The sequence below is a fragment of the Liberiplasma polymorphum genome, from assembly GCF_043951795.1.
GTDB classification, from domain to species: Bacteria; Bacillota_I; Bacilli_A; order Izemoplasmatales; family Izemoplasmataceae; genus Liberiplasma; species Liberiplasma polymorphum.
This window is the reverse complement of record NZ_JBIOAG010000049.1, coordinates 1-12,035: the sequence shown is the minus strand read 5'-3', so window position 1 is coordinate 12,035 and position 12,035 is coordinate 1. Positions and strand designations below refer to the sequence as shown.

14 protein-coding genes and 1 riboswitch are annotated in these 12,035 nt (G+C 32.0%); of the genes, 12 read left to right on the top strand and 2 right to left on the bottom strand.

The annotated features are described in order from the left end of the window. The 4 genes from ACHAJD_RS09075 to ACHAJD_RS09060 all read left to right on the top strand — a co-directional run. The coding region (locus ACHAJD_RS09075; protein WP_435585551.1) for a hypothetical protein at positions 1-933 on the top strand (933 nt) is incomplete at its 5' end. 130 nt (positions 934-1,063) lie between these two features. Continuing rightward, a riboswitch (cyclic di-GMP riboswitch) is annotated at positions 1,064-1,139 on the top strand. Positions 1,140-1,163: 24 nt separating this feature from the next. After that, entirely contained in the window at positions 1,164-1,649 is a 486-nt protein-coding gene (locus ACHAJD_RS09070; RefSeq protein WP_435585550.1) for a hypothetical protein, read from the top strand. A gap of 163 nt (positions 1,650-1,812) precedes the next feature. Beyond that, positions 1,813-2,343, top strand: coding sequence for a GNAT family N-acetyltransferase (locus ACHAJD_RS09065; RefSeq protein WP_435585549.1), 531 nt, complete (start codon positions 1,813-1,815; stop codon positions 2,341-2,343). Further along, positions 2,340-2,876 carry a DUF6886 family protein gene (locus ACHAJD_RS09060; protein ID WP_435585548.1) on the top strand — a complete coding sequence of 179 codons (537 nt, stop codon included), beginning with the start codon at positions 2,340-2,342 and terminating at the stop codon, positions 2,874-2,876. Before ACHAJD_RS09065 ends, ACHAJD_RS09060 begins: the two co-directional genes overlap by 4 nt. Positions 2,877-2,889: 13 nt before the next feature. On the opposite strand, the gene trhO is transcribed toward ACHAJD_RS09060, so the two are convergent. Next, positions 2,890-3,804, bottom strand: coding sequence for an oxygen-dependent tRNA uridine(34) hydroxylase TrhO (gene trhO, locus ACHAJD_RS09055; RefSeq protein WP_435585552.1), 915 nt, complete (start codon positions 3,802-3,804; stop codon positions 2,890-2,892). 283 nt (positions 3,805-4,087) lie between these two features. Between trhO and ACHAJD_RS09050 the strand changes: the two genes are divergently transcribed. The 3 genes from ACHAJD_RS09050 to ACHAJD_RS09040 all read left to right on the top strand — a co-directional run bounded on the left by ACHAJD_RS09050 (position 4,088) and on the right by ACHAJD_RS09040 (position 6,717). Continuing rightward, positions 4,088-5,020, top strand: a complete 933-nt coding sequence (locus ACHAJD_RS09050; RefSeq protein ID WP_435585547.1) for a sodium:calcium antiporter — start codon at positions 4,088-4,090, stop codon at positions 5,018-5,020. Between the two features lie 75 nt (positions 5,021-5,095). Continuing rightward, on the top strand, positions 5,096-5,347 hold the full coding sequence (locus ACHAJD_RS09045) for a hypothetical protein (protein WP_435585546.1): 252 nt from the start codon (positions 5,096-5,098) through the stop codon (positions 5,345-5,347). Between the two features lie 83 nt (positions 5,348-5,430). Beyond that, positions 5,431-6,717: a coiled-coil domain-containing protein gene (locus tag ACHAJD_RS09040; protein ID WP_435585545.1), complete on the top strand. Its 1,287-nt coding sequence runs from the start codon at positions 5,431-5,433 to the stop codon at positions 6,715-6,717. 14 nt (positions 6,718-6,731) lie between these two features. Here the strand turns inward: ACHAJD_RS09040 and ispH are convergent, their stop codons facing one another. Further along, positions 6,732-7,667: a 4-hydroxy-3-methylbut-2-enyl diphosphate reductase gene (gene ispH, locus ACHAJD_RS09035; protein WP_435585544.1), complete on the bottom strand. Its 936-nt coding sequence runs from the start codon at positions 7,665-7,667 to the stop codon at positions 6,732-6,734. A 77-nt stretch (positions 7,668-7,744) separates the two neighbouring features. On the opposite strand from ispH, the gene ACHAJD_RS09030 reads away from it, so the two are divergent. The 5 genes from ACHAJD_RS09030 (at position 7,745) to ACHAJD_RS09010 (ending at position 11,812) form a co-directional block, all read left to right on the top strand. Continuing rightward, complete coding sequence (locus ACHAJD_RS09030) at positions 7,745-9,010, top strand: DEAD/DEAH box helicase (protein WP_435585543.1); 1,266 nt, start codon at positions 7,745-7,747, stop codon at positions 9,008-9,010. Beyond that, positions 9,011-9,925 (top strand): deoxyribonuclease IV, encoded by a 915-nt coding sequence (locus tag ACHAJD_RS09025; RefSeq protein WP_435585542.1) that lies wholly within the window; start codon positions 9,011-9,013, stop codon positions 9,923-9,925. Positions 9,926-10,079: 154 nt separating this feature from the next. Continuing rightward, positions 10,080-11,030 (top strand): epoxyqueuosine reductase, encoded by a 951-nt coding sequence (locus ACHAJD_RS09020; RefSeq protein ID WP_435585541.1) that lies wholly within the window; start codon positions 10,080-10,082, stop codon positions 11,028-11,030. Beyond that, positions 11,027-11,539 carry a tRNA (cytidine(34)-2'-O)-methyltransferase gene (locus tag ACHAJD_RS09015; RefSeq protein WP_435585540.1) on the top strand — a complete coding sequence of 171 codons (513 nt, stop codon included), beginning with the start codon at positions 11,027-11,029 and terminating at the stop codon, positions 11,537-11,539. The genes ACHAJD_RS09020 and ACHAJD_RS09015 overlap by 4 nt, the downstream gene beginning before the upstream one ends. Before the next feature lie 66 nt (positions 11,540-11,605). Next, the gene (locus tag ACHAJD_RS09010; protein WP_435585539.1) at positions 11,606-11,812 is read left to right on the top strand and encodes a hypothetical protein; all 207 of its coding nucleotides are present in this window, start codon (positions 11,606-11,608) and stop codon (positions 11,810-11,812) included. Positions 11,813-12,035: the final 223 nt, after the last annotated feature.

Sequence of the window (12,035 nt, the reverse complement as noted above, 5' to 3'; positions counted from 1 at the left end):
TACACTATGTTTAAAAAAATAACGCTATTGACATGTATTTTTTCTATAGCTTTTTTAAATATGCTTCCCATTGGTTATGGTTTTTTTGATCAAACAACCAATTCAGTACCTCAAAATATCCAAATAGGTAACTGGACACGATTTATTAGCATTGAGGATTTAAATGAAGAAACAAAAGCAGGATTTTTTAATCTATTTGGTGTCAGTACGCTAGCTGGCTTATATAACAATCCAACATTCTCGTCGATTATGAGTGCGGCTAGTTGTACAGGAACAGGGTGTTCTTCGGCAAATAACTATACGATTAACGATGTGAATATTAATGGGATTTTATTTCAAGTTAATGGGATTGCCTCAGAATCATCAGGCAGAAGATCAATTGGGTTTTTAAGAACGATAAACCGTGATGTAAACACATCAAATGTACCCCTATTTCCAGTTTTACCACCTGAAACAACCGATCCTAACATAGATTATTTCACAGCTTATGACATTAGAAATCAAGCGACAAATAACCAATTTAGTTTACGATTAGATAATCAAATCGTACTTACATCGCAAATACCAGTTCAAAACTTAGAATCAATTAGCTTTTATGCTTTAAGAGGCATTCGTGCAGATAATAATGACCGACTTAATAATAGAACATTAGTAGTTGAAATAAGCCCGAATGGTTCTACAAACTGGCAAACAATCGGAAATATTACTGTACAAGCACCACCTACAAACATAGATGTTTATAGTGGTATAGCAGTAAGTGCTAATTTTCCGTTTTATCAATTTAACTTAACAACCAATCAAATAAATAACGCACCACTAGAAGGTTATTACATAAGAATTACCTATAATGGGGAAGTACAAGGCGGAGGGAATAACGCCACAAGATCACGTGTTATTATTGATGAGTTATCGTTTAATCAAATTTCTAATTAACTAACGAGTTAAACTCCTACATTTATAGGAGTTTTTTTATGGAATATAATTTTACTTGTTTAAAACCATAATTGTGCTATAATAAACATATACAAACTATTGCCTAAGCAGGTTCGCTTATGGGAATGTGTTTGAACAAAGCCAAACTTAGAGCGATCTAAGGACGGAAAACTACAGGGTCTCAAGTCAGACAGCCAGTTGCCTAACATAGCCTATAAGGGGTTGATACTATGAAAAACATAGTAGCTGCAAGTGCCATAGTTTTTTTATTTATTATTAATATTTTCATTTATATTCGCTGGACAGATAATACAGCCTATTCAAGTATAATTAATCTTAATGGGTATATTATTATGGATGTGTCGAATAATCTTGAAGAAGGTCAGCATTTAAGACCTCAAAATAGTTTTTTATCTATCAATGAAGTGGATGAAGTTATTTATACGTACACAGTTTATGTTAAGAATAATCTTGAAATAGACGCTTTAATTAACAATGTAATATTAAACTATGCAGATTCAAACAAAATGGATGAAGCAGAATTAATTAGCACAGAAATATTAAGTATGAATATCATAGATCATCATAGTTACTATTATGTAGTTACTATTGATATTTCACTTACGATAAGACCACCAGTTAATGATCAAGAAAGAACGACCCTACTAAATGCACAAAGTTTTAGTTTTAACCTAATGATAACCCCTAAAAATTAAACGCCCCGTTTAATTTATGTTGGACCACGAAAGTGGTCCTATTTTTTTGTGGAAAATAAAGGCTTTTTCCAAAAAAACATTGTAAAAACAAGCGTTTTTCTGTAATATAAAGAAAGATAAAAAAACACTTATTTTACGCTATATATAAGAATAGAGGGAAAAAATGTCCTATATAAAATTTGTATTTCCTAGTGAAGACCATGCGTTTATTGTGAAAAAATTTATAGAAGAATGTACAACATTAAATAGTAACATGCAAGGCACCTCACAAGTAGAGACTCTTGATTATAATGTGTGGTTAGAAAAAGTAAGACAAGATTACCAAGGGACCTCAACGGATAAGTCAAGAGTACCAGCTACTACTTTTTTAGTCTTTAACGGTGAGGATACTTTAGTAGGATTTGTGAATATTCGACATTATCTTAACGCTTTTTTACTAGAAATCGGTGGACATATTGGTTATATGGTAAGACCTTCACAACGTAGGAAAGGCTATGCTAAAGCGTTATTAAAAGAAGCCTTAAATTATTGTAAAAACGAACTTAACTTAGATGCAGTACTAGTAACTTGCGATGATGACAATATTGGTTCTAAGAAAACCATTTTAGCAAACGGTGGTCAATACGAAAATACGGTTTTAGAAGCCCCTGCTACTAAAGTTGAGCGTTATTGGATTCATTTGGATGCGTTATGAGATTGTTTCATGTAAGTGAAAATGATAGTATTGTTGAATTTAAGCCAATTAAACCTTATAGAAAAGATATAGATCAATCCGTTGGGCTTGTTTGGGCAATCAATGAACGTGCTCTACCTAACTTTTTTACCCCAAGAGATTGTCCTAGGGTTACTTATCATGTAGCGCCTAAAACAACTACTTTCGACAAGGAAACTTATTTTTCATCACCTCATGTTCATCACTGTATTGCCATTGAACATCAGTGGGTAAGTGTACTAAAGAATGCAAAACTAACAGTCTATGAGTTTGACCCTAAAAACTTTATTTTACAAGATGAATCGGCCTGTTATTATGTGAGTGAAAATGTAGAAGTTCCCATTGCTAAATATACAATTAATGATATATTTAAAGCGCTTAAAGATAGAAACGTAGAAGTAAAAATACTACCGGAAATCATCTCTTTAATAGATAAAATTATTCATACATCATTTTATTGGTCTATGTGTCGGATGCATCACGCAACCCCTTTAAATAAGCAAAGAGAATGCTAAGCATTCTCTTTTTTTAATTGATTTTTAATTTCATTTTTTCGATATAACGATTTCTTGGATGCGTTCTACATTCATCTGAACATGCCCCTAAATACTTATGTTCGTTTTCTTCAGAGCACAATATTTGTTTATTACAATCAGGATTAGAACAATTGATATAGCGCTCACAAGGTTCACCAGTAAAGTGATCTTTTCCAACTACAACGTGTTCTAATTGATTTATAGGAATCCCAATACGTTCATCAAACACATAACATTTACCATCCCATAGTTTACCAAGTGTTTCAGGGTGTTTTCCGTAAGTCACAATACCGCCTTGTAACTGTCCAACATTGTTAAAGCCTTCCTTTTTAAGCCATCCTGTAAATTTTTCACAACGAACCCCACCTGTGCAATAAGTCAAAATACGTTTATCTTTAAGTAAGGCTTTGTTTTCTTTAACCCAGTTAGGTAAATCTCTAAAATTCTTAATATTAGGATTTATTGCGCCTCTAAAGTGGCCTAAATTATAATCATAATGATTTCTTGCATCAATGACAATGGTATCTTCATTAATTAACCCCTCGTAAAACTCAGTTGGTTTAATATAGTCTCCTGTTATTTCTAAAGGGTTAACTTCTACATCTAAACTAAAGTTCACAAGCTCGTTTTTTACGCGTACATGCATTTTCTTAAATACATGAGACATAATGAAATCTTCTTTGAAAACGATGCCTTTAAACAAAGGATGGGTGTTTAAATAGGTTTTATAACGTTGTATTTGCTCGACGGTTCCTGAGACTGTTCCATTAATCCCTTCACTTGAAAGATAAATTCTACCTAGTAATCCTAAATCTTTACAAACATTTAAATGTTCTTCTTTAATAGTATCTGGTTCTTCTATATGGATAAAGTGATAGTATAACAACACTTTGTATTGATTCACAATGCGTCACTCCTAATTAATTGTTTTTAATATAATAAACCGTAAGTGATAGATTAATCAATTTAGATGCTTTAAAATGAAAAAATTGCTTTAATTATTTAGCAATAAAACAGGTATAGTATAAAAGTCACGTTTAACAAGAAACAATTTCATTTAAATCTTACCATGTTATTATAAGTTTAATAGATGAAAAAAATGAAGATGCTATGGTTAAAATAATATTCGTAATATCATTTGATTTTTTTTGATTATGACCTATAATTTTATTAGAGTTAGGAGAATGACTATGATATTAAGTTTTATAGCACTCGCATCTATCATGACAGTATTGTCTGTTTTACTTTCTAATCTTATCGATCGTCTTGATAAAAAGAGTCACCTATCAAGCGCTTTAATTGGGGGCGTTTTACTAGCCGCTGCAACAAGTTTACCAGAATTATTTACATCGATGACTGCGGTCATTTCATTAGGAAATGCAAACATGGTTTTAGGGAATGTTTTAGGGAGTAATTTTTTCAACTTACTTATTATGGCATTAGTAATTATATTTTTTGCTAAATCGCTTAAAACCATTGTAATAGAAGAGGACCATAAAATTACTGCGTGGTTTAGTTTTGCGATATTCACATTAATTATTATGACATTACTTAGTGGCATTGATATGACCATTTTAGGGATTAGTGTATTCTCTATTGTTATTTTAGTGTTATATTTTTTAGCCATTAAAAAAATGGCCGCATCTAAAAAAGAAGAAACCGAAGCCACACGATCATTAAACTTAAAGCCATACATAATAGGATTCATACTACTTAGCGCATTAATTTTAGTCACAAGCATCTTTTTAACCATTACCACAGAACGCTTAGCCGTTAGATATAATATTGGTTTCACCGTTGCGGGGGCATTGTTTTTAGGGGTTGTCACAAGTTTACCAGAACTAGTTGCTAGCATAAACTTAGCCAGACTTAAAAACTTTAATGCAGCGTTTGGTAACGTACTTGGGTCAAACTTGTTTAATTTTTTAATTTTAGTGCTTTCTGATACCGTTTATAGAGTAGGAAGTTTATATGTGCCTTTACCTGAAAACAAAATGCTTGTCTTATTTGGAGGATTAGCTAGTATTTTAGCCATCATCGCCCTATATAAAACCAAATGGGCACGTTTAGTGGGGTTGTTGTTAATTTTATCTTATTGTTTATATTTAATTTTAGCTATTTAATTAAATAAGCCTTTAAAACTTGAAGTATCCCAAATTTATGGTAAAATTAATCAACTTATAGAAAGAGGTAAGATAATGGAGAAAATATTAAAAAATTTACAAGGATTATTTCAAATATTGTTTTATATTTTTTCAATTTTATCTGTTGTTGCATTTATCTTTTACTTTTTTGATAATAACGTTAAGTTTAAAACCTTTGGCTTCATGCTACTGGCCGCAACTGGTTCATTAATTATTTACTTTATTATCTATAGACTTTATGCAAGTATTTATAAAAAAGATGATTATAAAAGTATTCCCGAACATTTAGATGATTTAAATCATTAAGCGTGTTGAACACGCTTTTTATTTTTTCATTCACTAAACGATTTATCTTATGTTAAAATAGTAAAAAACATTGGAGGTGACTTATGGATTTTGAGATTGAATTAATCTATGAAGACATCCTATTTTCTCATCAAGAGTATAGTAATATTATCTTTGATTCCATGTATGAATTTTTACAAAAATTTCAGCGGTTCACCTTTAAAAGTGAATCGGTAGGCATCACACAGAACTATTTAAATCAGTTAAAAGATTATGCAAAAAATGCACGGCACCAAATGCGTGTTGAAGATTATATAAAAGCACATAATCTTGTTATTGAGCCGTTTAATAATTTTATTGAAACCTACTTTAAGTTAAAACCCATCCCGATTTACGAGTTTGCACAGTTTGAAGGAAAGATTAAAGAACTCGTCATCCATAAAGTTATTAATGAACTCGGTATACTAAAACTATCAGAACAATACGCCGTCATGAAATATTATAAGCACCAGCGTAAAGATTTAAGACTACAAATGTTTTTTGAAAATGCGATTCGGTATTTTACGAATGCAAATGCAACTTTAACCTTTTATGAAATTTTAAATGACTTTAAGTTAATGCATGCATTTGTATATCAAATGTTAGATGGTATAAAAGTATCAGATGCGCAAGTAAAACATTTCATCATTGATTTAAAGCAACTCAATATAAAAAGAAATAAAATTAAACATAATTCAATTTACGATACCATTATAAATTACGACCGAATTGAATGGTATATACTACTTATAACTAATAAACTTGTAGAAAAAGTAGAAGCATTTAATAAAAAAGTATTTATAAACAAACAATCTTTATTAGAATATCATTTAGCTTTTCGCGAACTAAGTTTTAATTATAAATACGCAACCCTTAACAGAATCGGAAATGCTATACTTTTTGATGATGAACTATTTCAATTATTAAAAGATGACAGAGCTTATCAAGCCTATTATGTAAAAAAAATTATGGAGAGTGATATGATGCAACTGATACAAGATTACGAAAAAATCCAATCAACTATCAAAGAGTTTCATCACCTTGTTAACGAACTAGAACGCATCAATGAAGCGTTTAGTGATGCTAAAGATCAAATTGATAAGGTCGTAGAATCTTTAAGTGATTTTTCACTAATTAATAAAAAACTTGAAGCCCTTCAAAAAGTTGATTTAGATAAATTAGCAAGTCTACTCAAGTTTCAAGAAAAACAACCTAGTAATGCCAACTTAGAACAACTACTTGAAAAACTACATGAACGATTAGAATATTTAAGAGAAGGTAATGAACTCCTTAAACACAATAAGAAACAACTAAAAGCTTTTGTCGCACAAGTAGACAAAACAATTGAATAAAAAAAATGGTAAAATTATTTACCATTTTTAAATAGATTTGTTTTCTTTACTTGGCTTTCATTTGAAAAAGTTTCAGGATTATTTTTGTCAAACCGACTCAAATAATCAATTACTTCCTTTGTTATTTGTGAAGGGGTCGATGCACCAGAGGTGACTGAAACATAATTTAACGTCTTGATTAAATCAAGTGGAATATCTTCAATACTTTGAATCAAGGTAGAAGGGATTTGGACACTTTTTGATACCTCGACGAGTTTATTAGAGTTATTAGAACGCATATCTCCAACAACAAAGCAGTGTTCAATCGTTTTATCTTGATGTTTAACCGCTAATTGTCTTGTTTTTGTTGCATCACATAATTCATCAATAATCACCATATTAGGATAAATCTTTTTCATGGCTTCAGTTAAATGATAAATATCAAACATACTCATAGTTGTTTGGTTTGTCAAAGCAACCTTATCTAAATTTCTAGGTAAACGTGATACATCATTAATGTCTTCAACAATCGTAACATGATCACTATAAGAAGCGACTGTTTCTGATTCAGGATGATTTTTTATACCTATAAAAATAACTGAATAGCCTTTGTTAAGATAGTCTTTAACCGTTGTTTGAGAAGCTTTCACATCTTTACAAGTTGTATCAATCACTGCTAATCCTTTTTCTTGGGCCTTAAGTATGACTTGATCACTAACACCGTGTGCGGTAAAAACAACCGTACCCTTATCTATTTGATCTAAGAGTTCATAACGTGTTTTTGAAGTATCATTTAGTGTTATAATGCCTAAATCATTGAAGTCATCTTTAATTTTTTCATTATGAACAAGCATCCCCAAAACATAAATGGGTTTAATAATAGAGGCATCATTAGCAATTGCTTTAAGGACTTTTATGGCATGAACCACCCCATGGCAATAACCACGTGGCGTTAAGGCTAATACTCTCATCTTAACAGCTCCTTCATTATAGTTGGAAAAGCACACGTTTTATTATATAATAGAATGTGTTGAAAAGAGGCGAAAATATGAAATTTACAAAAAATTATATTGAACAAGCAGTAAAAGACTTAAATTTTGAGGCTTTTACTAAAATCCAAGAAGCAGTTATTCCAGAAGCCATAAAAAAACGCGATATTATAGGGTGCTCACAAACAGGAAGCGGTAAAACGCATGCCTTTTTAATTCCCGTATTTGAGCGACTAGAAGAATCTAACAAAGATCTTCAAGTCGTTATTTTAAGTCCAACAAGGGAACTTGCGACCCAAATATTTAACATGGCTAAACACATCGCATCTTTTTCTACTGAAACCATAGAAATTAAGTTGTTTACAGGTGGGAAAGACCGTTCAAAAGAAATTGAAGGCTTAGCTAAACACCAACCCCAAATCATTATTGGGACCCCAGGTAAAATCCATGATTTAGCGATTAAAGAAAATATACTTAAAACTTACCGCGCTAAAATGCTTATTATCGATGAAGCTGATATGGCCCTTGAAATTGGCTTTTTAGCAGATATTGATGCCATAGCCCGTACGATGGATGAACAACTTCAAATGATGGTTTTTAGTGCAACCATCCCTGAAACGTTACAACCTTTCTTAAGAAAGTATATGAAGCAACCACTAGAATTTATGCTTGAGAATAAATCTTTATCTGATTTAAATTTAACGCATACATTTATTAAGACCACCCCAAACTTCACAAAAGATCAAGCGTTAAAAAAAGTGATGGAGTCAATCAATCCTTATTTAGCAATTGTCTTTGTGAATAAAAAAGAAGATGTTGATCGCATCGCAAAAGAACTTTATCAAAACGGTGTAAATGTAACCAGTATCCATGGCGATTTACAACCAAGAAAACGTAAACAAGTATTAAAAGATATCAACCGATTAACTTACCAATATATCATCGCAAGTGATATGGCAAGTCGTGGGCTTGATATTAGCGGAATCTCACATGTTATTAACTATGATCTTCCTAAAGATATGGCATTTTTTGTGCATCGTATTGGAAGAAGTGGTAGAATGGGCGCAAGCGGAGAAACGATTAGTTTTTACTCAGAAAGCGATACGCATGCGTTTGAATTTATTGATAAACATAAAATTACAATTGATTTAAAAGGTGGTTCACGCCCTGCAAGAAAACCAAAACAAGTCGTAAAAGAAGTCGTTAGCAAACCTAGAAAAAAATTAGAAGTTAAACCAAATTATAAAAAGAAACTAAAACAAGAAACTGCAAAAAAAGAACAATACGAAAAAAGAAAGCAAACTAATAGGAAAGGAAATAGATAAATGTTAAAAATAGGTTCACATGTATCTATGAATGGAGATACCATGCTTTTAGGCAGTGTAGAAGAAGCCTTAAGTTATGGCGCAAATACATTTATGGTGTATACTGGTGCACCTCAAAATACACGTAGAAAACCAGTAGAAAGTCTCAACATTGAAGCTGCACTTAAACTAATGGAAGCAAACAACATTGCCCCTAGTGATGTGGTCGTTCATGCCCCTTATGTTATGAACTTAGCTAACCCAGACCCTGAAAAACAAGCCTTTGCGGTGGATTTTTTAGTCAGTGAAATTCAAAGAACGCATGCCATGGGCGCAAAACAAATAGTTCTCCACCCTGGTGCGCATGTTAATCAAGGTGTTGAAACAGGGATTATAAATATTATTGATGGTTTAAATAAAACCATCGAGCGTACTAAAGATTTAGATGTCTTAATTGCCCTTGAAACGATGGCCGGAAAAGGCACTGAATGTGGACGCAATTTTGAAGAACTAAAAATGATTATTGATGGCGTTAAACATAATGAAAGACTTAGTGTATGTTTTGATACTTGTCATACGCATGACGCAGGATACGATGTTAAAAATAATTTTAATTCAGTGATAGAAGAATTTGACCGTATTATTGGAAAAGACCGCATTAGTGTTTTTCATATTAACGATTCAAAAAATCCTATGGGTGCCTCAAAAGATCGTCATGAAAATTTAGGGCTAGGTTACTTAGGATTTGAGACGTTAAATACCATTGTACATCATCCAGATTTCCGCGATATACCTAAGATTTTAGAAACGCCTTATGTGAGTTCTACCGATGATGTAAATGACAAAATATATCCACCATATAAAGTAGAAATAAGCATGTTAAAAAGCGGGAAATTTGAACCAAACTTCATTGACTTAATTAGAAAAAACACTTAAACAACTTAACAAAGTTTTATGAAGTATGATATAATAAAATCCCAAAGGCTTAACGGCATGCATACGTTAAGAATCAAGCAGCTCAATCGAGCTGTCATGATAAAATGGTGAGATGCTTTAGGCATCCACCATTTTCTATATATGAGGTGAAACCGTGATTAAAAACTTACTTAAACATCCTTTAATTGATGATTATAAAGCCGTTAGTGTCAACACGTATATCACAATGAGAAAAAAAGTGTTTCCCAATCAACAAGATGATTTTACCCTTTTAGAAGGGTTTAAAACCATGATTGTTTTTTCTTTGAGTTATCCAAAAGACCAAGAAAAATTTAAAGGAAAAGGGCACGGATTAATTTCTAGATATAGTTATGGAACGGATTATCATTTAGTTTACCGCCGATTATTTAGTGATTTAGAGGAAGCCTTTATTAAAGAAGGCATACAGGCTAAAGGGTATGCCGATATTAGTCCCATTGATGAGCGTTTTGCAGGCTTACTTGCAGGGCTTGGATTCATGGGAAAAAATCAACTTTTAATTCATCCTGATCATGGAACCTATCATTTTTTAGGCGTTTTACTTATTGGTCAAGATTTCACAACCACCCCTTATATAGAAGATAGTTGTGGGGACTGTACACTATGTATAGATGCATGCCCACCAAGTGCCCTACATGAAGGGGGCTACGACAAACGTAAATGTACGTCATATGTGACTCAAATGAAAGACGTCTTAACAGCTGCAGATATAAAACCGATGAAAACCATGTTGTTTGGCTGTGATATTTGTCAACGTGTTTGCCCAAAAAACAAAGCGATCAAATCCAATTATCGTGATGTATTCAAACCTGATGAAAACAGTCAACTACATTTAGAAACCTTATTACAAAAATCTAATAAAGAAATATCAAGACTCTATAAAGACTATGCATTTAGCTATAGAGGTGGTCTTGTCTTAAAGCGTAATGCTTTTGTATTACTTTACAATCAAAGGCAGACACAAAGTCTTTCTTTGATGAAAGAAGTTTACGAACAGTATAAACATGTAGCGTGGTTCGAAGAAACAGCGCGATTTATACTAAATGAAATGGAGAAAAAATCATGAATCATATTGTGCTTTATCAACCAGAAATTCCTCAAAACACGGGTAACATCATGCGAACATGTGTCGCGACCTCTGCAAGATTACATCTCATTAAACCCTTAGGGTTTTCAGTAGAAGAAAAATACATGAAAAGAAGTGCAGCTAACTATTTAGAACATTTAGATATGCACATCTATGAAAACTTTGAAGCGTTTACAAAGAAAAACAAAGGACAGTTTTATTTCTTGACACGTTATGGTGAAAAATCACCCGATCAGTTTGATTTTAGTCAAACCACTGAAGATATCTACTTAATATTTGGAAATGAATCTAGCGGAATGCCTAAAGAACTTTTACAAGAACACCTAGATCGTTGCCTTAGACTGCCTATGACAGACAAAGTACGCAGCTTAAACCTAAGTAATACCGCAGCAATACTTATTTATGAAGTATTACGTCAACAAAATTATAGAGGGCTTATAGGGCACGAACCGGATATTTACAAAGGAAAAGACTATTTAAAAAAATAATCAAATTTGTTATAATAAGACTACACTTTAACCTTTACAACATGTCAAAATAAAGAGGTGAACACATTGAAAGAAAAAAATGAGACACCGAAACGACATGAAGATTCCTTATATAATGCCCCAAAAGATGATACCTTAAAAGAACAAGTAGATTTTAAGAAGACTTCAAAATCATACTTCTCACTGTTAAGGAACAAAGCGTTTTATTATGGGATATTGTTCTTATTAATCATGATTATACTAGCCATTATATTAGGGACTACACTAAATTAATATGAAACTATTTTGTTTTTTAAAACAATACTCAAAAGATACTCAAATCTTTATCCACGAACAATCCCATAAAAAAAGACCGACTTTAAGCCTGTTTAAAAATGTTATAATCCATTTTGGTTTAGCGACGGTGGTACTGATTATGTTGTTAGTGATTATCTATGTCATAAAATAAAAGAAAACGATGAAACATGTTTCATCGTTTTCTTTTATTGTGCTATAA